Genomic DNA, 22,144 nt, shown 5'->3' on the forward strand with positions numbered 1-22,144 from the left:
ATCCCCCGACCCCCGACCGAGGAGTACCCAGTGTCCGCCCCTTCCGAGGAGTCCCGGTGCCCGTTCTCCGGTGACGAGCCCGTCGTTCCCGCGGCGTACGTCACCTGCCCGGGCGCCGACCCGCACCCGTCCGTCGCGCGGCTTCGCGACCGCGGCCCGGTGCACCCCATCGACTTCCCGTCAGGCGCAGCAGATCCGGCGTACGTCGTCGTCGACCACGCGAGCGTGCTGCGCGCCTTCGGCGACCCGGGCATCTCCAAGACCCTCGACGCGGCCCCCGACTGGTTCCGCGAGCAGACCGTGCAGAACAGTTCCGTACTCACCAGCAACATGCTGCTCGCCGATCCGCCCGAGCACACCCGGCTGCGCAAGCTGGTCGGCCGGGCGTTCCTGCCGCGCCGTATGGAACTGCTGCGCCCGCGCGTCCAGAAGATCACCGACGACCTCATCGACGCGTTCCCCGACTCCGGCGAGTTCGACCTCCTCGACTCCTTCGCGCTGCCGCTGCCGATGATGGTGATCTGCGCGTTCCTCGGCGTCCCGTACGCGGACCGGGACCGGTTCATCGACTGGGGGAGGGTGCTCAGCCAGGATCCCAGCCAGGAGGGCGAGGCCGCGTCGCAGCGCAAACGGGTCAACGACGACGTGGTGGGGTACTTCACCGACGTCCTCGCCCAACGCCGCGCCGAGCCGCGGGAGGACCTCCTCGGCGATCTGGTACGGGCCGCCGACGAGGACGGCATGTTCACCGACGAGGAACTGGTCTCCACCGCCATCTTCCTCGTCATCGCCGGCCACAAAACCACCGCCAATCTCGTCGGCAACGGTGTCTGGGCCCTGCTCAGCCACCCCGAGCAGCTCGAACTCCTCCGCAGGAGGCCCGAGCTGATGGACTCGGCGGTCGAGGAGCTGCTGCGCTACGAAGGGTCCGTGGACCGCGGGACGCTGCGCACCGCCACTCGCGACCTGACGCTCGGCGGAGCGCACATACCCAAGGGCAGCTTCGTCCACTTGTCGGTGTCCGCCGCCAACCGCGACCCCGCCGTCTTCACCGAGCCCGATCGCCTCGACATCACGCGTACGCCCAATCGGCACATGACGTTCGGGCACGGACCGCACTTCTGCGCCGGCGCGCCGCTCGCCCGCCTGGAAGGGCAGATCGCCTTCGAGACGCTGCTGCGCCGCATTCCCGGCATCGAGTTCGCGGTGCCGCCCGGGACACTGACCTGGGTCGCGGACAGTTCCATCAGCCGAGGCCTGGAGCGGCTTCCGATCCGCATCGCCGGGAAGCTCCCGCGCGACGCGGGCTGACCACGCGACGCGAAGACCTTCACCCATGACCACGTACCACTCAGAGCAGGAGCACCTCCCCATGAGCAACGACACCCCCGCCGCCCCCGTAGCCCTGATCACCGGCGGGTCCAGCGGCATCGGCGCGGCCTGCGCCCGCAAGCTCCTCGCTGAGGGGTACCGGGTCGCGGTGACCGGTCGCAGCGCCGAGCGGCTGGAGCACTTCGCCAAGGAGGTCCGAGCGCAGCCGGGGACCCTCCTGACCCTCCCCGGCGACGCCGGTGACCACGAGTCGGTGGAGGCCGCGCTGCGCGCAACCCTGGATGCGTACGGCCGCGTCGACACGGTCGTCGCCAACGCCGGATACGCCACCCACGACTCGCTCGCCGACGGCGATCCGGCCGGCTGGCGTGCCATGGTGCTCACCAACGTCCTGGGGCCGGCCTTGCTGATCCACTATGCGCTGCCGGCGCTCAAGGAATCGCGCGGCCGGATCGTACTGATCGGCAGCGTCGCCGGTGTCGTCTACACACCGGGCAACATCTACGGCGCCACCAAATGGGCGGTCACCGGCCTCGCCGAGAACACCCGCCGCATGGTCACCGCCGACGGGATCGGCGTCACGCTGGTCGCCCCGGGACGGGTGGAAACCCCCTTCTGGGACAACGGGGGCGGCGCGCCCGAGGGCATCAACCTCACTGCCGAGCAGATCGCCGACTCGGTGGTCTGGGCCGTCCGGCAGCCGGCCGGTGTCGACATCAACACCGTCGTCGTCCGCCCGATCGGCCAGCCGGTGTGACCCGGCGGGCGGGGGCCGCCGCATGTGGCGGCCCCCGTACCCGCTCCCCGCAGCCCCCCGTCTGCCTACCCCGCCCCGCAGAACCCAGGAGCGCAGTCATGTCCACCGAAACGTCCGGCACGGCCCGCACCCCGGCGCAGACAGTGACGGCCGACGGCCCGCAGGCCGGAGCGGCCGGCCTGCGCCCGGCCTTGGCGCGGCTGTGGGGAGAGGTGCTCGGGACCGGGCCGGTCGATGTCGCGGCCGACTTCACCGAGCTCGGCGGCAACTCGTTGCAGGCCGCCCGGATCGCCGCGCGCGTCCGCACCCGGCTCGGCACCGCCCTGACGGTGCCGGAGCTCTTCCGGTGCGGCACCGTCACCGCCCTGGCGGACCTGCTGGCGGGCCGTCCCAGGGACAGCTCCGGCGCCCTGCCCCCGGTGCTGCCCGCCGCAGGCACCGGTCCACTGCTCGCCCCGGCCCAGCGCCGCCTGTGGTTCCTCGACGAGCTGAGCCCGGTCGCGGGCGCGGCCTACAACGTGCCGGCCCTCACCCGGCTGCGCGGCCCGCTCGACAGTACGGCGCTCGACGCGGCCTGGCGGGACGTGGTGGACCGGCACGAGCAACTGCGGGTCGTGTTCACGTACGACGGTGCCGAACCGCGCGTCACGACGACGGACGCGCGCGCCCGACTCGAAGTCATCGACCTGACCCACAGTGAAGACCCCTGTGCCGAAGGCCTCCGGAGGGCGTCCGAACGCGCAGCCGGGCACATCGATCTCGGTGTCGCGCCCCTCGCCCGGCTCACCCTGTTCCGTCTCGCCGCCGATGACCACCTGATGCTGCTCGTCCTGCCACACCTGGTGTCCGACGGCCGCACCCTCGACGTCATCGACCAAGATCTCGCCCGCGCCTACCGCCGCCGCACCGGGGCGGCCCCCGACGAGGAGGTACCGGAACTCCACGCCCAGTACCGGGACTTCGCCGGCTGGTCGCAGAGCCTGGACACCGAAAAGCTCCTCGACAGCTGGCGAACTCGGCTCGCCGGCGTCCCCACCACTCTCGACCTGCCCGCCGACTTCCCGAGGCCGGCCACCCGCTCGTACCGCGGCCGCCGACTCGTCCGGCAGACCACGGACGGCCTGTTCGCGGCGGCGGCCCGGTTCGCGGCCACCACCCGCACCACGCCGTACGCGGTGGCACTCGCCGCCTACGGTGCGCTGCTCGGGGAACTGAGCGACCACGGCGCCCTGTTGGTGGCCACGCCGATGGACGGGCGACCGGATCCGGCCCTGGAGGACGTCGTCGGCTTCTTCACCACCACGGTGCCGGTCCGGCTGCGCCCGTGCGCGGACGTCGGACGCCCCGGCGCGTTCCGGCGCGCCGTGCAGGAGACGCACGCCGTGGTCCTCGACGCGGTCGAGGGACAGTACGTGCCCTTCGAGCGGCTCGCGGCGGAACTGGCCCCGGCGGGAGACCTGTCGCGTACTCCGCTGGCCCAGGTGGCCCTCGCCTACCAGGGGGCCCGCCGTCCGCACGCCCGGCTCGACGGCCTCGGCGCCGAGCCGTTGCCGGTGGACAACGGCACCGCCAAGTTCGACCTCACCTTCGAACTACACCAGGTGGGGACGGAGTTCGAGGTCTCCGTCGAGTACGCCACGGACCTGTTCACCGAGGCGCGGGCGACGGGGATGCTCGACCGCTATCTGGAGATCCTCGGCGCAGCGGTGCGTGCCCCGGCCGCCGAAGCCGACGAGGAGGAGACCGCACCGCGCCGGGCCGCCCCGGAGCAGGGGCCCGGCCGGACCGGAGCGGACAGGCGTTGCCTGCACGAGATCTTCGCCGAGGTCGCCCTGCGGCACCCGTCGTCCGTGGCGGTCACCGACGGCAGCCGCAGCCTGACCTACGCGGACCTCGACCGTGCGGCCAACCGGCTCGCGCACCGCCTGCGCGCCCAGGGCGCAGAGCCGGAAGCCCTGGTCGCGCTGTGCGCCGACCGGACCGTCGACCTTGCCGTCGGAGTCCTCGCCGTCCTCAAGTCGGGGGCCGGCTACCTGCCGCTCGATCCCCGTCACCCGGCGGCCCGGCTGCGCGACACCCTTGCCGACGCCGAGTGCCGCATCCTGCTCGGTGACGCGGAGGCGTGCGCACCGCTGCTCGACGGGGCCTTCGCACCTCCCGCCTTCGTCTCCCTCGCCGAGGACTGCGACGCCGAGCCGGAACACGCGCCGCAGTCGGGTGCCGGTCCGGATACTCCCGCGTACGTCATCTACACGTCCGGATCGACGGGAAAGCCCAAGGGCGTCGTCGTCACCCACGGCTGCGCCACCCGCCTCTTCACCGCCACCGAGGACGACTTCGGCTTCGGCACCGACGACGTGTGGACGCTCTTCCACTCCCTCGCCTTCGACTTCTCCGTGTGGGAGCTGTGGGGTCCGTTGCTCTACGGCGGCCGGCTCGTCATCGTGCCGTACCTCACGAGCCGTGACCCGTACGCGTTCCTGGAGCTGCTGCGCACCCAGCACGTCACCGTGCTCAACCAGACACCCACCGCCTTCCGGCAGCTCGCGGCGGCCGCCGAGGACGCCGGATACCCGGAACTGGACCTGCGAACCGTCGTGTTCGGCGGGGAGGCACTCGATCCGGCCACTTTGACCGGCTGGGTCGCCGGGTACTGCATCCGCAGGCCCCGGCTCGTCAACATGTACGGCATCACCGAGACGACGGTCCACGTCACCGTCCGTCCACTCGAACTGGACGACCTCAAGGGCTCGCTCAGCCCGATCGGACGCCCGCTGTCCGACCTGCGGGTGCATCTCCTGGACCAGGACGGGAAAGAGGTCCCGACCGGCGTCGAAGGCGAGATGTACGTGGGCGGACCGGGCGTCGCGCGCGGGTACCTGAACCGCCCGGAACTCACCGGACAACGTTTCGTTCCCGATCCGTTCGGCGCGCCGGGGGAGCGGCTCTACCGTTCCGGCGACCTCGCGGTGCGCCTGGAGAACGGCGAGCTCGAATACCGGGGCCGGATCGACCAGCAGGTCAAACTGAACGGATTCCGGATCGAGCTCGGCGAGATCGAACGGGCCTTGCTCGACCAGCCGGGCGTCCGCGCCGCCGCCTGCGTACTGCGTCAGGACGTCCCCGGCCTGCCCCGCCTCGTCGGTTACGTCGTCCCCGTACCCGGCCACGACGTCCGGCCCGGGGAGGTGCGCGAGGCGCTGGGCCTGCGGCTGCCCGCCCACATGCTGCCGGCCGCCGTCGTGCCGCTCGCCCGACTGCCGCTGACGGGCAACGGCAAACTCGACCGGACCCTCCTGCCCGCTCCCGAGGACCGGCGGCCCGCAGCCGGGCCGGAGTCCGTCACGCCACCGCGCACCCCTGCCGAGCGCACCCTCGCCGACGTCTGGGGACAGGTACTCGGCCTCCCCGAACTCGGCATCGACCAGAACTTCTTCGCGCTCGGCGGTGACTCGTTGCGCGCGGTACGGCTGGCAGCGCTGGCACGCGAGCGGGGGATTCCGGTCACGATCGAGCAGATATTCCTGCACCCGACGGTGGCCGCGCTCGCCGTCGCCGCGAGCGAGCGGGGCACTGCACCGGCGCCCGCGACGGCCGAGCTGTCGACGACCGTCGCCGACCTCGACCCGTCGGCGCTCCCGCCCGGGACCGTCGACGCCTACCCGACGGCGGCGATGCAGCTCGCCATCCTCTTCGAATGCGAATACGCCGAGGACGAGAGCATCGACCTGTACCACGATCTGATCAGCGTCCGTCTCGACGGTCCCTTCGATCCCGCCGCCCTCGAACGCGCCCTGGCCTTGCTCTGCACCCGGCACGAGATCCTGCGCACGTCCTTCCACCTCGCCGCCTTCCGCGAACCGATGCAGCTCGTGGCCGGGTCCGCCCACGTTCCCCTGACGGTCGAGGACCACGGACCGCGGGCCGCCGCCCCCGACGACCAGGACCGCGAACGACTGCTGCGCGACTGGTGGGAGCGCGAGCGGGCCAACCCCTTCGAGGTGAAACGACCTCCGCTCGTGCGCTGCCACGTGCTGCGCCTGGGGCGCGACGGCTTCCAGCTCTCCCTGGCCGTGCACCACGCGATCCTCGACGGTTGGAGCCTGGCCCTGCTCACGACCGAGCTGCTGCTCGCCTACGAGGACCAGCTCCGCGCCGCCGAGGCCCCCGTCCCGGCCCCCACCGCCCTGCCGCCCGCACCGGCCGCCCGCTACCGGGACTTCGTCGCCGCCGAGCAGGCCGCCCAGGCCGACCCCGCCATCAGGGCCTGGTGGGAGGAGCTACTGCGGCGGGCGCCGGACGTGCCGGACCTGCCGGTGGACCCGGGCGGCCAGGCCGAGGACGAGTTCGCCTTCCACACGCCACTGACGGAGGAGCTGGACGCCGCACTCGACGCGACAGCCGCGCGGCTCGGCCTCCCCGTGAAGAGCCTGTTCCTCGCCGCGCACGCCCACGCGCTTGCCGTGATCACGGGCCGGCGGGACACGGTGACGGGTGTTCAGGTCAACGGCCGCCTGGCGGAGACGGATGCGGACCGCGTCCTCGGCCTGCTTCTGAACATGGTGCCGGTCCATGTCACCGCCCGCGGCACCTGGGCGGAGCTGGCAGGCGCCGCGTTCGGCGCGGAGCGGGAGCGGCAGCCGTACCGGCGCTACCCGCTGGCCGAGATGCAGCAACTCGTCGGGCGGGGCACCCCCCTCTTCCACGTGGCCTTCAACTACACGGACTTCCACACCTTCGACGACCTCGACGCGCTGCGCACGGTCCGCACCCGCGACTGGTGGTTCTCAGACCGGCACAGCTTCCCGCTCATGGTGGAGATCACCCGCGCCGCGCCCGGGGGCCGCCGCGCCGTCGCCGTCACGCTCGGAGCGGAGAGCCCGTACGCGGCGACGGGTGCCCGGCTGGGCCGTCTGCTGGTCAGCGCCCTGCACCGCATCGCGGAGGACCCGTACGCGTCGGTGACGGGAACCCGGGAGGTCCGCCGATGACGCTGATCACGGCGCGGCCGCGCCCGGCGGCCCGGCACCGCCTCGTCGTCTTCCCGCACGCCGGCGGCGGGCCCTCCTTCTACCGTGCCTGGGCGGAGACGAGCGACGACATCGAGGTCGCCCTCGTGCACTACGCCGGGCGCGAGCAGCGGATCGGCGAGCCGCCGGTGTCCGACCTGAACGCGGTGGTCGCCGAGGTCATGGACGCGCTGCGGACCGGCTTCGACGGGCGGCCCACGGCGCTGTTCGGGCACAGCATGGGGGCGATCCTCGCGTACGAGACGGCTCTCGCGCTGGCCGCCGAGCCGCAGGGCGAACGGACACGGCCGTCGGCGCTTTTCGTGTCCGCACGGCGAGCTCCCGCCACGCTGCCCCCGTCGGGCGGCTCCGACGCACCGCGGCCCCGCACCGAAGCGGAGCTCCTCGGCGCACTGCGCGAGCACGGCGGTACGCCGGCGGTGATCCTGGACAACCCGGCGCTGCGGAACCTGTTCCTGCCGGCCCTGCGCGCCGACTACCAACTGGTGGACGTGTACCGCCCATTGCCGGACCGGCCGCCGCTGCGCACCCCCATCACCGCCCTGTGGGGAACCCAGGACCCGACGGCCGACGCAGCGCTGATGCGGCCGTGGAGTGCCGAAACCACCGGGCGCTTCCGTATCCGTGCCTTCGACGGCGGCCACTTCTATCTGGTGGAGCACCGGCAGAGCCTCCTCAGGCTGGTGGGCGAGCAGCTCGGCTCCACCGCAGCAGTTCGTTAGACAGGCGAAGAGTTTCCTTACATAATTCTTAGACATGGGAAAGACTTACGAACGCATCGACGGCCGGCTGCGCACCTTCATCGAGCAGCAGCCGATATTCTTCACCGCGACCGCCCCGCTGGTCGGTGACGGCACGGTCAACCTGTCGCCCAAGGGCCTCAAGGGCTCCTTCGCGGTGCTCGACGAGGAGCGGGTCGCCTATCTCGACTTCGCCGGCAGCACTGCCGAGACCATCGCGCACCTGCGGGAGAACGGCCGGATCACGATGATGTGGTGCGCCTTCCAGGGACCGCCCAACATCGTTCGGGTGCACGGCCGGGGGGAGCCCGTCTTCCGTGACGACGCGCGCTTCAAGGAACTGCTCGCGCACTTCCCGGGCATCGACCCGGCCCTGCACGGGCTGCGCGCGATCATCGTGGTGACGGCGGAACTCGTCCGTGACTCCTGCGGCTACGGGGTGCCCTTCATGTCGTACGACGAAGACCGCGACCTGCACGGCAAGCGCTTCTCGCGGGAGGACGACACCTCGCTGAGCGCGTACTTCGCCAAGAAGGACCACATCGCGCGGAGCATCGACGGCCTGCCCGGGCTGCCTCTTCCGCTGCCGCCCAGTGACTTCTGAGCAACCGCTCCCCGCTCTTCGGGGGTTGCCGGGGCCGTTGCGCTGGCTGTGCGCCGGCCGGCCCCCGGCCGGCAGGCCGCGCCGCTCGCAGTGGCACAGCACCCGGACATCCACTCCGGCAGCCTCGGCGACCCGCCCGCTGCCCGGACCCGTGCTCATCTGGCCGGGACGGTGACCCCGGCCTACGCGTGGCGGGTCTGAGCACCAGAGCGTCCGCCCGCGTGGCCAACGGTTCCGCCGGCCCGTGGCGGGGCTGGTTCGGGAGCGGCGAAGGCGGACCGGGAACGGTCGGTGCGGCGGCTGGGGGCTACCGCCGGGCGGAGGGTTTCCGCCGGGCGCCGGCGCGGGCCTGCCCCGGTCACCCGGGCCGGCTGGGCTCCCCCTCAGCGCCGGGCGTGACGATGCGGCCGTCGCTCAGTTCCACGACCCGGTCGGCTAGTTCGATCAGGCCGGGGTCGTGGGTGGCGACGAGGACGGTGACCGACTCGCTGCGCACGACCGCGCGCAACAGCTCCATGATCGACCGGCCCGTCTCCGAGTCCAGCTGACCCGTGGGCTCGTCCGCGATGATCAGGTCGGGGTCGTTGGCCAGCGCGCGGGCCACCGCGACACGCTGCTGCTGGCCGCCGGAGAGCTCGCCCGGGCGCTGGTCGGCGTGGTCCGCGAGTCCGACCAGGGCGAGCAGGGTCCGGGCGCGTTCCTCGCGCTCCTTGGCTGGTACGCGGCGCAGGCGCAGCGGTACGCCGACGTTCTCGGCGGCGGTGAGGACGGGGATCAGGCCGAAGGACTGGAAGACGAAGCCGAGGCGGTCGCGGCGCAGGGCGAGCAGCCCCCGCTCGTCGAGTTCGGCCAGATCGGTGCCGTCGAGGGTGATCCGGCCGCTGGTGGGGGTGTCGAGGCCGCCGACGAGGTTCAGCAGGGTGGTCTTGCCCGAGCCCGACCGGCCGCGGAGAGCGGTGAGTTGGCCCCGGCGGACCTCGAAGGATACGCCGCGCAGGGCGTGCACGGCCTGCGGTCCGCTGCCGAAGCTGTGGTGGAGGTCGTCCACCACCACGATCGGTGTGCCGGCGTCCTCCCGCGCCGTCGCGACCGCCGCCGTCACCGGCTCCTGTTGGTTGTTGGTCATCGCACCTGCTCCCCCGCCGAGTTGTCCGCCCCGTTCGCGTGGTCCGCGTGGAGCACCCGGCCCCGCGGTCCACGCGCCACTGCCGCTTTCTGATCGCATTTGCGCATCTGTCGCACCTTTCGCGCAAGCCCCTTCCCCCTCTGGCTCGAATCTGACAGCATCGTCCGCTATCCGGTACCGAAGGTCCGGATGGGGGAGGGAACTCGACCTGTGCTCGGCTTCGTCGTGCGCCGGCTGCGCGGGCGCTGGCCGCTTGCCGTCGCCGTACTGCTCACCGTACTGATCACCACGACCGCTCTGACCGCGCTGACGGCCTTCACCCGTGGCGTGGAGGAGGAGGCACTGCGGCGAGCCCTGACCGGCGCGGAGCAGGCCCGGACCACCGTCGTGGTCACCAGCGGCCGTCCGGCCGCCTCCCGCGCCAAGGACGACGAGTCCGTCCGGGCCTTCGCCGGCGAGGTGTTCGGCCGGCTGCCGGTGACCACCGAGAGCGTGGCACGCAGCCGTTCGTACGGACTCCCGGGCACCGCCGCTTCCGGTCGCGACGCCGATCTGACCCTGCTCGCCGCCCTCGGCCGGGAGCACGTACGACTGCTGGCCGGCGTATGGCCCGGGCCCGTCGCCGCCGGAGCCGGCACCGCGACGGAGCCGGTGCAGGTGGCCGTTCCGCTCACGACGCTGGCCCGGCTGGGCCTGGCAGGGTCAGCGCTGCCCGCGCCGGTCCGGCTGGACGACCGGTTCGGCGGGGCCGCGCTGACCGTGCTGGTCACCGGCGTGTACCGGGCCACCGATCCGGACGCCGGGTACTGGCGCCTCGACCCGCTGGGCGGCCGGGAGATCCAGTCCGACGCGTTCGCCACCTACGGCCCGCTCCTGGTGGACGACAGCGCGTTCACGACCGGCGGTCTCCTGCAGAACTACCGTCTCACCCTGCTGACCCCGGACCTGCGCACGGTCCGCACCTCCGACGCCGAGGCCGTCCGGACCGCGACGGGTCCCGCAGGGGTCGCCCTGGAGCGCACCACCTCGCTCCGGGCCGTCACCGAACTGCCGCGACTCCTCGCCGAATTGGACTCCGGCCTGCTCGTCGCCCGGTCCACCCTGCTGGTGGGCGCGCTCCAGCTCGCCGTCCTCGCGACGGCCGCACTGCTCCTCGTCTCCCACATCCTGACGACCCGCCAGGAACCGGAGCGCGTCCTGCTCACCGCGCGCGGCGCCTCCCGTCGGCGCCTCGGCGTACTCGGTGCGGCCGAGTCGCTGCTCCTCGCCCTGCCCGCGGCCGTCCTGGCGCCGCTGCTCACACCGCCACTGCTGCGCCTGTTCGGCCGGTTCGGACCGCTCGGGCGGGTCCACCCGGAAATCCCGGACACCTGGCTGGTCTGGCCGGTCGCGGCCGGCTGCGCCCTGGCCTGCGTCCTGCTGACGACCCTGCCGTCCGCCCTGCGCGGCGCCTCGGCCGCCGTACTGCGCCGCGCCGGCAGCAGGCAGGCCCTGGTGACGGGCGCCGCCCGCTCCGGACTGGACCTGGCCGTGCTGGGCCTCGCCGTCCTCGGCTACCAGCAGTTGTCGAAGTACCGGGGTACGGGCGCCCGCGTGCCCGACTCCCACGGCGGCGGGTTCGGCATCGACCCGGTCCTGGTCGCCGCCCCCGCCTTCGCCCTGTGCGGCGGCACGCTGCTGGTGCTGCGCCTGCTGCCGTTCGCGGCGCGGGCCGGGGGACGGCTGGCCGCGCGCGGCCGGAGCCTTGGGCCCGCCCTGATCGGCTGGCAGCTCGCCCGACGGCCCGGCCGGGCCACCGGGCCCGTGCTGCTGCTCGTCCTCGCCGTCGCCAGCGGGATCCTGGCCCTCGGCCAGCACGCCGCCTGGTCCGGTTCCCAGCACGACCAGGCCGACTTCGCGACCGCGGGCGGCCTGCGGATCTCCGGGAGCAGCATGACCCCGATGGGGCAGGGCGGACGCTACGCGGCACTGCCCGGCGCGGACCGCCTCATCCCGGTGGTCCGCATGGAACAGCAGCTGCCCGACGGGGGCGGCTCCGCCGACCTCATCGCGGTGGACGCCGCCAAGGTGGGCGAGCGCGTACCGCTGCGCGCGGACCTGCGAGGCGGGCACGGGATGCGCGAGCTGTTCGCCCCGCTCGCCGCGGCAGACCCGGGCGCCCCGACGGGGTCCGCGGCGGCCGGCGCCGCGGGAGCCGCTCCCGTACCGGCCCCGGGTGTCGCCCTGCCCGGCTCCCCCCGCCGGATCGACCTGGACGTGACGGTACGGTCCGCCGGTACGGGCTGGGCGACCGTGAGCCTGCTGCTGCGCGACCGGTTCGGGGCGACCCACGGGACGCCGTCGGCCACGCTGCCCGCCAACGGCGACGCCACCCTGCCGTTCCCACTGGACACCCTGACCGGCGCCCCGGTCGGTTCGGCCGCGGCCCCGCTGACCCTGGCGGGCATCCGCCTCTCGTACGCCGGGGACGGCGGCCCCGCGGGCGCCGGCAGCGAACTGAGCCTGCGCCGGATCGGCGTCTCCGACACCGCGGACGGCGGCGCCACGGCGGTCGCCGCGCCCGACCGGGCAGAAGCGCGCGGCTGGCAGTCGGCGCGCCCGCAGGGGCCCCGCACGGTGCGGGCCCCCGAGCTGTCCCCGGTCCCGGCCGGTGCCACCGACCTGATGCGGGTGCGTTATCGGGGGCAGGCCGGCACCGAGGAGGCCGTCAACGCCGTGCTGTTCCCGGCGCCCAACGCGCCTCCCCCCGCCGAGGTCCCGGCGGTCGCCACCACCCGCTACCTGAGGGCCGTGGGCGCCTCCGTGGGCGAGACGGTCCCCGTCACCCTGGACGGCGCGACGGTCCCGGTGCGGATCACCGCCGCCGTGGACTCCCTCCCGGTGGTCGGACGGTCGGCGCTCGCCGTCGACCTGCGCACCCTCGGCCGGTTCCTGGTGGAGACCGCCGGCCAGCAGCCGGCCGGACCCACCGAGTGGTGGCTGCCCGCCGCCTCGGCCGCCGACCCGGTCCCGGCCCGCGCGGCGGACAAGCTGCGCGAAGGGGCCAGGACCGAGCGGGTCCAACTGCGCGAGGAAACCACCGTGCGCCTGCTGGAGGACCCGTTGAGCGCAGGTCCGCAGAGCGCACCGGCTGCCCTCGCCGCCGCGTGCGCGGTCCTGGCGGCCATCGGTTTCGCGACGTCCTCCGCAGCCCAGCGACGGGTGCGCGGCCGGGAGTTCTCGGTACTGCTCGCGCTCGGCAGCCCGCGCCGGTCACTGGCCCTGGCATCCGCCGCCGAGGGCGGGGTACTGATCGTCATCGGGACCGCGGTCGGGACCGGGCTGGGTGTCGCCCTCGTCCATCTGCTGGCGCCCCTGATCGTGCTGACACCCGCCGCAGGACAGCCGTTCCCGCCGGTACGGGTGGACCTGCCGTTCTGGCAGACCCTGCTGACGGCCGCCGCCATCGCCGCCGTCCCCCTGCTGTCGGCCGTGCTCAGCGGCCCGCGGGGCCGCGACATCGCCGCCCGGCTGCGCCCCGTGGAGGAGATGTGACCACCCCGCCGCCGTCGCCCACCCCGCCGCCGTCCGCCATTCCGCCCTTGCCAGCCGCCCCGCCGTCCGTCGCCGTCCCGCGCTCCGGGCCGCAGCCCGCACCCTGGGTCAGGACCCGGTTGCGGGCGGCGCCACTGGGCACCCTGCTCGCCGCCGCGCTGGCGTTCGCCGCCGTCCTGCTGGCCGCCGCGCTGCCGCGGGCCCAGGACCGGGGCGCCGACCAGGCCCTGAAATCCTTCCTGGAGCACAGGGTACGGACCGACACCGGCCTGCAAGTGACCGCGCCGGCCCCGCTGTCCGGGCAGAGCGCCCAGGCCCTGGACGGGACGCTGAAGAGCCTGCTCGCCCGTACCGGAGCCACCTTCCACGTCGACGCGGCCGAGGTGGTCCACGGCACGCGCACCACCAAGCGGCTGCCGCTGCTGAATCCGCAGCTGTCCCGCCCGTCGGGTCTGCCGCCCAACATGTCCCTGCTGTACGTCCAAGAGGCCCCGGCCCACGTGAAACTGCTGGAGGGGCGCTGGCCGAGCAGCACTCCGCCCGCGGATGCCGGGGAGGGCGCCGCCGCGTACGCCCCGCCGCTCCAGGTCGCCCTCTCGCAGCGCGCCGCCGAAACCCTCGGCGCCCGCCTCGGATCCGTCCTGCAGAGCGCGCCCCTGGCCGACGGCACGCCGACCGTTGAAGTCGTCGGTCTCTACGCGGTCACCGACCCGGCCGAGGACTTCTGGGCGGACCTCGACTGCCTGCCGCGCGCGTGCGAGCACTACACCGGGGAGAACCTCTCCTGGGACGTCGACGCCCTGATCGGAGCCGGGGACCTCGGCCGGGTGGACACCTGGGGCCGCACCGCCGAGGACTTCTGGCGGCTTCCGGTCGACGTCGGCCGCCTGCGGGCGGACCGGCTCGACGCCACGACGAAGGAGGTCGCCTCGTACGTGGGCGGCCCCACCGCCACCACCCTCGCGCGGGAGACCGGCCGCGAGCGGCTGCTGACCACTTCGTGGCTGCCCGAACTGTTCAAGCAGGCCCACGAGCGCCGGCAGGCCGCGGCGCCGCTCGCGCTGATCGGACCCGCCGGGGTCGGCGGGGTCGCCTTCGTCGTCCTGTGCCTGGCCGGAGCGCTCGCCGCGGACCGCCGCGACGACGAGTTGCGGCTGTTGCTGGCCCGGGGCGGCTCGCGCGCCGGCATCGTCGGCCGGCTCCTCGGGGAGGGTGCCGTCACGGTGCTGCCGGCCGCCGCGGCCGCCACCGCGCTCGCCGTACTGCTGCTGCCCACGCCCCGGCTCGCTCCCGGGCTGCTGTCCGCCGCGGTCGTCGCCCTGCTCGCGCTGCTGGCCTTCCCGGTACGGGCGGCAGTACTGCTGTCCCCGCCGCGTCCGGCCGGGCGGTGGCGCCGGCCCGTGGCCGAGCTGCTCGTCGTCATCGCCACGGGGGCGGCCGTACTTGAGGTCCGCCGGCGCGGCGTCGCCCCGGCCGGTGGTGACCCGGACCCGCTGCTCATCGCGGCTCCGCTGCTGCTCGCGCTGTGCGGCGGGCTGCTGCTGGCCCGGCTCCAGCCGGTGGTGACCGGGTGGCTCGCACGGGCGGCCGGCCGCCGCTCCGGGCTGGTCGGCTTCCTCGGGCTGGCGCGGGCCGCCCGCGGCTCGGGGGCGGGCGGGACGCACGCCCGCGGCCGGACCGGTCCCTCCGTCCTGCCGACGGTGGCCCTGCTCCTCGCCGTCACCACCGGGGGATTCGGGGCCGCCGTCCTGGACTCGGTGGACTCGAACCGGCTGGGCGTCGCCCGGCTGGCGGTCGGCGGCGACGCGGCGATCTCCGCGTTGGGAACGGCGTCGCTCCCGGACGGACTCGCGAGGGCCGCGGGCGAGCTGCCGGGCGTACGGACGTCCGTACCGCTGTGGATCGACCACGACTACTCGGTCACCGGCACGACCCGGGGAGCCGGCCAGGTCTCCGTGATCGTCGCCGAGCCGGCCGCGTACGCGGAGCTGTCCCGCGCCCTCGGCTGCGGCTCCTTCGACCCGGCCCTGCTGACCGCGGGAGGCCCGCAGTCCGCCGCCGCGCCCGTGCCCGCGCTGTTCAGCGCCGGGCTGGCCCGGCCGGCCGGGCCGGGCACGTACACGCTGCGGCGCGGCAACGGCGGAGAGCTCAAGGCACGGGTCGCCGGCGTGATCGACTGCACCCCGGCCTGGCCGGCCCGGGACGCCGCGACCGTCGTCCTGCCCGCGGGCCCGGCCACGGCCCTCATCGGCGCCGGCCGCACGAACCAGTGGCTGGCTCTGGGTTCCGTCGACGGCGACCGGCTGCGCGCGCTGGTCCGGGACGTGCGCCCGTCGGCGTCTTCGACGACCCGGGCCCAGGGTCCGGCACCCGCCGCGGGCCTGGATCCGGCGTCCCGCTCGTACCACGCCGACAACGGGTATTCCGTGCGCACCAGCGCGGAGGCCGTCGCCGAGCTGGCCGCCGATCCGCTGCAGCGATCGGCGCAGCGCCTCTTCTGGGCCTCCGTTGCCGCAGCGGCCGGCTTCGCGCTGCTGGCCGTACTGCTGACGCTGATGCGGACCGTGCCCGGCCGGGCGGCGCTGCTGGCCCGGCTGCGCACCATGGGGCTGCGCCGCCGCCAGGGCGTGGCGCTGATCCTCGCCGAGACCCTGCCGCAGACCCTGGCGGCGACGCTGGGCGGGGCCCTGGCGGCGGCCGCCGCGGTGGCGTTGCTGGGCCCGGCGATGGACCTGTCCACCCTGGTCGGAGCGAGCGTGCCGACCGGGGTACGGCTCACGGCCGGCCCCGTACTGACCCAGGCCCTGGGCCTGGCCGCCCTGGTCGCCGCGGCCGTGCTCGTCGAGGCGGCGACGTCCGGGCGACGGCAGATCACCACCGAGTTGAGAGCGGGAGACCAGCGTTGATCACCGACCAGCCGACGTACGAGGAACTGCGCCGCCGGGCGACGGCCGCCGCCGAGCCCCGCACCCCGGCGGACGCCGCGATCGCCTGCGACCGGCTGGTCCGGATCTTCAGCACGGACGGCATCGAGGTGCAGGCCCTGCAGGGGCTGGAACTGACGGTCTCCCAGGGCGAGCTGGTGGCCCTCGTGGGCGCCTCGGGCAGCGGCAAGTCCACCCTCTTGAACATCCTTGCGGGCCTGGACGTACCGACGGCGGGCAGCGCGTCGGTCGCCGGCTACGACCTGCTGGAACTGTCGGCGCGGGACCGGCTGCGCTACCGCCGCGAAGCGGTCGGCTTCGTCTTCCAGCAGACGGCGCGCAACCTGCTGCCGTTCCTGACGGCCGCCCAGAACGTGGCCCTGCCGATGCAGTTGAAGGGAGGCGGCACCCGACGCGGCGCGCGCGCCCGCCGCGCCGCGCGGGTCGCGGAGATCCTGGACGCCCTCGGGATAGGCGACCTGGCGCACCGGCGGCCGGCGGAACTGTCGGGCGGCCAGCAGCAACGCGTCGCGATAGCCGTGGCGATGGCGAACGACCCCAGGGTCCTGCTGGCCGACGAACCCACGGGCGAACTGGACTCGGAGACGGCCGCGGCGGTCTTCGAGACCTTCCGCAAGGTGAACGAGGCACTCGGCGTGACGGTGGTCATCGTGACGCACGACCCGATGGTGGCGGGCGAGGTCCGCCGCACCGTGGCGATCCGCGACGGCCGCACCAGCAGCGAGGTCCTGCGCCGCCTGGTCACGGACGAGTACGGCGAGGAGTCGATCAGCGAACGGGAGTACGTCGTCCTGGACCGCTCCGGGCGCGTCCAACTCCCCCCGAAGTTCCTGGAGGCCCTGGGCATGGAGCACCGCGTGGCGGTCGACCTGGCCCCGGACCACATCGAGCTGCGCCCGGACCGGACCCACGGCTGAACCGCGCACGGCCCGGCATCCCGGTTGCCGGGCCGTGCGACGGTCTGCGCGGTCCGCCTGGCGCGCGCTGAGCGGCCGCGCGGCGGTCACCGCGCGGCCAGGCCCGGTCAGGAGCGCGGCGACACCAGCGCGACCGCCTCGATCTCCACCAACTGCTCGGGGAAGGCGAGGTCGGTGACACCGAGGATGGTGTCGGTCGTGCGGTGGTTGCCGACGTATTCCTTGTGCAGCCTCGCGGCCGTGTCGAAGTTCTTGCGCAGGTCCTTCGTGTAGATCTTCATGCTGATGATCTGGCTGCGCTGGATCCGGTAGTGCGCGAGCACCTTGTCCATGTTGGCGAACGACGTGCGCACCTGGGTCTCGAAGTCGCCGACGCCCACCAGGTTGCCCGCCGCGTCATGGGACAACTGCCCCGAGATGTAGATCGTGTCACCGGCTCTGATGGCCTGCGAGTACCCGTAGGACTCCTCCCACGGCACCCCGAACCCGAAGTGGTCCCAGCCGCGACGCGCCTGGTCCTGTGCGCTGGCTCCCTGCGGTCCCACGACGGCGATCATCACGGCCACCAATGCGGTCACCACGGCGGCAATGCCGAACCTGCGCCCTGACTTGGTCATTCCCTTTGTCCTTTCGTCCCCAGTGGAGCCTGGCGCGATGACGTTGTCACGGCACGAGCGAGAACTCCTCGAAAGGCAATCGATTGGACGTCAACTCTGCCCCGCACCGTTGTCCCGCCCCCCCGCCGGACCGGCTGCGGAGCCGATCCGCACCGCCGGCTGCAGGACAGTTCAACTCTCCGGCTCCTGACTGACGAAGCGGTCACGCGGATATCGCATGTCGGCGGGCGGCGGGGCCGGCCACCTCGGGTTCTGGGCGGCGGGCAGGCCGGGGGCCGGGCGGTCGGGGTCTCCGGCCTCCCGCCTGCCGCGCCCGTATCAGAGGCGGGACGGAGCGCCGAGGGGTGGGACGGTCTCGGCGGGGGAGGGGGGTCCGGGCGGGGTGCCGTCACCGAAGGGGCGGCCGCCCAGCGCCGCGCGGCCGTGCGGTTCGAGCCAGCCCGAAGGGTCTGGGCCGACGGGCACGATGCCGCTCGGGTTGATGTGGTTGTGGACGACGTAGAAGTGCCTCTTGATGTGGTCGAAGTCGACCGTGTCGCCGAAGCCGGGTGTCTGGAACAGGTCGCGGGCGTAGGCCCACAGCACCGGCATTTCGGAGAGCTTGTGCCGGTTGCACTTGAAGTGGCCGTGGTAGACGGCGTCGAAGCGCACGAGCGTGGTGAACAGCCGCACGTCCGCTTCGGTGATCGTCTCGCCGACGAGGTAGCGGGACCGTTCCAGCCGCTCGGAGAACTGGTCGAGCCGGGCGAAGAGACGCTCGTACGCCTTGGTGTACGCCTCCTGCGACTTGGCGAACCCGACGCGGTAGACGCCGTCGTTCACGTCCCGGTAGACCACCTCGTTCACGGCGTCGATCTGCGGCCGCAGCGCCGGCGGGTACAGCGCCGGCGCTCCGGCGCGGTGGTGGGCCGTCCACTCCAGCGACATGTCGATGGTGATCTGCGCGAAGTCGTTGGTGACCACCTCGCCGGTCGGCACGTCCACGATCGCGGGCACGGTGATGCCCCGGTCGTAGCCGGGGTCGCGGGCGAAGTACGCCTCCTGGAGCCGTTCGATCCCCAGCACCGGGTCCCGGCCGCCCGTATCGAGGTCGAAGGTCCAGCTGCGGACGTCGTGCGTCGGCCCGGCGACGGCCATGGGCAGGGCCTCCTCCAGCCCCAGGAGCCGCCGAACGATCGCAGCGCGTTGTGCCCAGGGGCAGGCGCGGCTCACCACGAGACGGTAGCGGCCGGGCTCCACCGGGAAACCGTCGCGTCCGTCAGCGGTGATCCGGGTGGTGATGTAACGGCTGTCACGGGAGTACCCCTTCACGGGGCGTACATAGCTCATCCCCTGGCCCTACCCAGTAAGCCCGACTACGAGCGGCCACTCCACCAGGGCTCCGCCGTCCCTCGTCCTGACCCCCACCTTCGGCATCCGCCCCTTCGGCATCCGCCCGAGACCGCCGCCTCCTTGCGCGGCAGTCGGGCCGTCCGGCTGCCGCTGCGGCGCCTCGCGGACACCCAAGCCGGGCCAGGGCGGTCGATAGGATGGACGCGCCCGGCCGCCAGACCGGCGAGCGGCCCGCGCCCGACGGGGGGACCCGCAGTGAGCCAGCACCGTTCCGCCCGTGCGGCGGTGTTCTCGGCCGGGTCCTGGGGCACCGCCGTCGGCAAGATCATGGCGGACGCAGGCATCAGCGTGACCGTACACGCCCGGCGCAGCGAGATCGCCGACGCGATCAACACGACGCACCGCAACCCCGGATACTTCCCGGACGTGGAGCTGCCCCGCACGCTGACTGCCACCACGCACCCGGTCGCCGCGCTGGACGGCGCGGACTTCCTCGTGCTGTCCATCCCCGCACAGTCCCTCCGGGCGAGCCTCGCCGCCTGGGCGCCGCACATCGGCCCCGACACCGTGATCGTGTCGCTGATGAAGGGCATCGAGATCGGCAGCGGCCTTCGGGCGAGCCAGGTGATCACCGAGGTGACCGGTATCCGCGACGACCGGGTCGCCGTGCTCTGCGGCCCGAACCTGGCCCGCGAGATCATGGACGGCCAGCCCGCCGCCGCAACCATCGCCTGCCCCGACGAGGCAGCCGCCCAACGCGTCCAGCGGGCCTGCCACACCCCCTACTTCCGCCCCTACACCAGCACCGACGTGATCGGGTGCGAGCTGGGCGGCGCGGTGAAGAACGTCATCGCCCTCGCCGTCGGCATCGCCGCCGGCATGGGCCTGGACCACAGCGCACAGGCCGTGCTCATCACCCGCGGCCTGGCCGAGACCACGCGCCTCGCGACTGCCACGGGCTCCCATCCGGCCGCCCTCGCCGGGCTTGCCGGCCTCGGCGACCTGGTGGCGACCTGCTCCTCACCGCTCTCCCGCAACCGCACCTTCGGCACCCACCTCGGCCACGGCCTGACCGTGGCCGAGGCCACCGCCGCCAGTCGCCAGACCACCGAGGGCGTCAAGAGCGCGGAGGCGGTCCTCGCGCTGGCCCACGCCCACGACGTCGAGATGCCGATCACGGAAGTCGTCTGCGCCTTGCTGCACGAGAAGGTCACCCTCGACCAGGCCGCGGCCGCGCTGATGCAGCGGCCCTCCAAACCCGAGCGCTGACTCCCGGCGGAGCTCCGTCGCGGGCCGTCCCGGGCCACCCCGAAGGGCAAGGTCGCGGTCTACGTCGGGCACCTGGACACGCGACCGACTCCTGGGAGGACCGGGCCCGATCACATCCCGGTGGCCGGCCAGACGGTCACAGCCGCGGTGGTGGCGAGCCCGATGTCGAACGCGATCCGGCGGTCCCCACCGGTCAAGTGGACGGCGATCGCACCGGTTTGCAGGAGTACCAAGCCGGTGGGCGGCGGCTTGCCCGAGCCAGGGAGCGATGCCCGTCAGGGGCGGCAGGACCATGCCGGTCGCGCCCAGTATTTTCGACCGTTCCCAGTGCCCTGAGGGCGGGCAACCGCACACGGTCGACCCAGGCCATCAGAGGTCGCAGCCGATCGTGGCTGCGGCTCACCTTCAGCGTGCCTGAGTAGAAGCAGAAGAGGGAGAGCGGTCCCACGACGATCCAATGGGCGATGTTCACAGTTTCCCGTTCGTGGGCCGCACGCTTGCGGGGCCCGTCGTCTGCGTCGATTGGCCGGGGGCACCACGGTCCTGCCGCTGGCAAGGGGGAGCGCCAGGACCGAACAGTCCCGTCGGCATCACGCTCACTCCGGTGGGCACGGTGCTGCTGGACGAGGCGCGAGCCCTGCTCGACCACGCCGACCGCGTCCGGGTACGCGTGAGCGCGGCAGCCGGCGTCGCGACCATCACCGTCGGCATCCTGGGCGACGGCACGGACCCGGGCTTGTCCCGGCGGGCGACGCCTACCGCCGGAACCATCCCGGGATCGACGTCCGCATCCGCGACACCGATCTGACCGACCCGACGTGCGGCCTGCGCGCCGGACTGGTCGGTGGTGGCGGTGTGGAACGAAGGTGACACGAACCCGTTGATCCGATCGTTCATCGGTATCGCGACAGCCGCGTACCGCCACTGAGCACGACGGCCGGTGCTGCCGCGGCTCGGGCACGAACGACCGCTTCCGCAGCGGGACTACAGCCCTGGCGTGTAGGGGGCGATGCCGATGATGAGGATGTCGCGTCGGCCGTGGTCCTTGCCGTCCGCAAGGCGGACGGGGGCGACGTAATGGCTGACGCGGTGGTCGTGCACGCCGTAGCCGTCCAGCGGTTCGGTCATCATGAAGCGGGCGTGGAGGGCGTCGGGGGGCAGTGCGTCAGGCACCCGGCCCGCGCTGTCGGGGGTGGCGATGACGTTGTCGCCGCCGGTGATGTCGTGGCAGCCGATGAGGTGGGCGAAGGTGAAGGTGGCGGGTGAGCCGCCGTCCTGGTGCAAGCAGTTCGGCGAGGAGACCGCCACCTGCTGCTGGCCCCCCACGGCCAGCGTGATCATGTGCACGCCGATGTACACAGGCGCGTGCTGCAGGTCCTGCAGCCACAGCGCCTGGTCGAGGTCGGCGCGGATCAGGGCGGTCAGCAGGCGGTTGCGCTGCAGTGCCGGCGGGACGTCGGGCAGCCTGCGCCGGACACGGGGGAACTCGGGGTTGTGCTCGTCCTGCCAGTACTCGGTGACGGTGCCGAATTCCGGATCGGGAACGCCGGGAACGAACGACAACTCGCCGTTCCAGGGCAGGTAGACGGCATGCGAGTAGCGGCGGTACCGGTTGGTGTCCGGCGCGTAGGGGTCGAGTGGCAGGTCGCGGTAGCCGTGGGCGAGCCGGGCGAAGTCTTCGCCCAAGGCTTCGGTGTCCACTCCCAGGTCGGCGGCGCTGAGACGGGCGTAACCGTCGCGGCGCACATTCGCACTGGTACCCGGTGACCCCGGAGAGGTGGCGCCGAAGGCCGTGCCCGGGACGTCGTCCGCCGAGCGGGGTGTCCCGCTCGGCGGTGCGCCGGGTGCCCGGTCCGTGGGGGCGGTTGCGGTCGCAGGGCTCTTCGGGGATCGGTCGTCCATGGTCTTCTCCAGCGTCCGTGAGCGGCCGCCCAGGATCGG

General features: G+C 73.5%; 13 protein-coding genes and 2 pseudogenes. 10 read left to right on the forward strand and 5 right to left on the reverse strand.

The window, feature by feature from the left end; translation table 11 throughout:
* Positions 1-30: 30 nt before the first annotated feature.
* The 5 genes from ACWGH1_RS04700 (at position 31) to ACWGH1_RS04720 (ending at position 8,463) form a co-directional block, all read left to right on the forward strand.
* Positions 31-1,311 carry a cytochrome P450 family protein gene (locus ACWGH1_RS04700; RefSeq protein ID WP_453352333.1) on the forward strand — a complete coding sequence of 427 codons (1,281 nt, stop codon included), beginning with the start codon at positions 31-33 and terminating at the stop codon, positions 1,309-1,311.
* A 61-nt stretch (positions 1,312-1,372) separates the two neighbouring features.
* Positions 1,373-2,089: an SDR family oxidoreductase gene (locus ACWGH1_RS04705; protein WP_453352332.1), complete on the forward strand. Its 717-nt coding sequence runs from the start codon at positions 1,373-1,375 to the stop codon at positions 2,087-2,089.
* Between the two features lie 98 nt (positions 2,090-2,187).
* Positions 2,188-7,080 carry an amino acid adenylation domain-containing protein gene (locus ACWGH1_RS04710; RefSeq protein WP_453352331.1) on the forward strand — a complete coding sequence of 1,631 codons (4,893 nt, stop codon included), beginning with the start codon at positions 2,188-2,190 and terminating at the stop codon, positions 7,078-7,080.
* Complete coding sequence (locus ACWGH1_RS04715) at positions 7,077-7,841, forward strand: thioesterase II family protein (protein WP_453352330.1); 765 nt, start codon at positions 7,077-7,079, stop codon at positions 7,839-7,841. The genes ACWGH1_RS04710 and ACWGH1_RS04715 overlap by 4 nt, the downstream gene beginning before the upstream one ends.
* Positions 7,842-7,875: 34 nt before the next feature.
* On the forward strand, positions 7,876-8,463 hold the full coding sequence (locus tag ACWGH1_RS04720) for a pyridoxamine 5'-phosphate oxidase family protein (protein WP_453352329.1): 588 nt from the start codon (positions 7,876-7,878) through the stop codon (positions 8,461-8,463).
* A 358-nt stretch (positions 8,464-8,821) separates the two neighbouring features.
* Here the strand turns inward: ACWGH1_RS04720 and ACWGH1_RS04725 are convergent, their stop codons facing one another.
* The gene (locus ACWGH1_RS04725) at positions 8,822-9,589 is read right to left on the reverse strand and encodes an ABC transporter ATP-binding protein (RefSeq protein ID WP_453352328.1); all 768 of its coding nucleotides are present in this window, start codon (positions 9,587-9,589) and stop codon (positions 8,822-8,824) included.
* Positions 9,590-9,799: 210 nt separating this feature from the next.
* On the opposite strand from ACWGH1_RS04725, the gene ACWGH1_RS04730 reads away from it, so the two are divergent.
* The 3 genes from ACWGH1_RS04730 to ACWGH1_RS04740 are packed head-to-tail and all read left to right on the forward strand — an operon-like array spanning position 9,800 to position 16,985.
* The gene (locus ACWGH1_RS04730) at positions 9,800-13,123 is read left to right on the forward strand and encodes an FtsX-like permease family protein (protein WP_453352327.1); all 3,324 of its coding nucleotides are present in this window, start codon (positions 9,800-9,802) and stop codon (positions 13,121-13,123) included.
* Positions 13,124-13,170: 47 nt separating this feature from the next.
* Positions 13,171-16,029: a hypothetical protein gene (locus tag ACWGH1_RS04735; protein ID WP_453352326.1), complete on the forward strand. Its 2,859-nt coding sequence runs from the start codon at positions 13,171-13,173 to the stop codon at positions 16,027-16,029.
* Positions 16,029-16,985: an ABC transporter ATP-binding protein gene (locus tag ACWGH1_RS04740; protein WP_453352335.1), complete on the forward strand. Its 957-nt coding sequence runs from the start codon at positions 16,029-16,031 to the stop codon at positions 16,983-16,985. Before ACWGH1_RS04735 ends, ACWGH1_RS04740 begins: the two co-directional genes overlap by 1 nt.
* A gap of 107 nt (positions 16,986-17,092) precedes the next feature.
* On the opposite strand, the gene ACWGH1_RS04745 is transcribed toward ACWGH1_RS04740, so the two are convergent.
* Both ACWGH1_RS04745 and ACWGH1_RS04750 read right to left on the reverse strand, forming a co-directional pair.
* Positions 17,093-17,602, reverse strand: a complete 510-nt coding sequence (locus tag ACWGH1_RS04745; protein WP_453356815.1) for a RidA family protein — start codon at positions 17,600-17,602, stop codon at positions 17,093-17,095.
* A gap of 318 nt (positions 17,603-17,920) precedes the next feature.
* Positions 17,921-18,931, reverse strand: coding sequence for a glutathione S-transferase family protein (locus ACWGH1_RS04750; protein ID WP_453408425.1), 1,011 nt, complete (start codon positions 18,929-18,931; stop codon positions 17,921-17,923).
* 258 nt (positions 18,932-19,189) lie between these two features.
* On the opposite strand from ACWGH1_RS04750, the gene ACWGH1_RS04755 reads away from it, so the two are divergent.
* Positions 19,190-20,203, forward strand: coding sequence for an NAD(P)H-dependent glycerol-3-phosphate dehydrogenase (locus ACWGH1_RS04755; RefSeq protein ID WP_453356779.1), 1,014 nt, complete (start codon positions 19,190-19,192; stop codon positions 20,201-20,203).
* A 110-nt stretch (positions 20,204-20,313) separates the two neighbouring features.
* On the opposite strand, the pseudogene ACWGH1_RS04760 reads toward ACWGH1_RS04755, so the two are convergent.
* A pseudogene (locus tag ACWGH1_RS04760) lies at positions 20,314-20,675 on the reverse strand (DoxX family protein).
* A 117-nt stretch (positions 20,676-20,792) separates the two neighbouring features.
* Between ACWGH1_RS04760 and ACWGH1_RS04765 the strand changes: the two are divergent.
* A pseudogene (locus ACWGH1_RS04765) lies at positions 20,793-21,046 on the forward strand (LysR family transcriptional regulator); the annotation flags it as partial.
* A gap of 141 nt (positions 21,047-21,187) precedes the next feature.
* On the opposite strand, the gene ACWGH1_RS04770 reads toward ACWGH1_RS04765, so the two are convergent.
* A complete protein-coding gene (locus tag ACWGH1_RS04770) occupies positions 21,188-21,949 on the reverse strand; it encodes a 2OG-Fe dioxygenase family protein (protein ID WP_453356778.1) in 762 nt (253 codons plus the stop codon).
* Between the last annotated feature and the right edge of the window lie 195 nt (positions 21,950-22,144).

It is taken from the genome of Streptomyces sp. NPDC054883 (assembly GCF_053610645.1).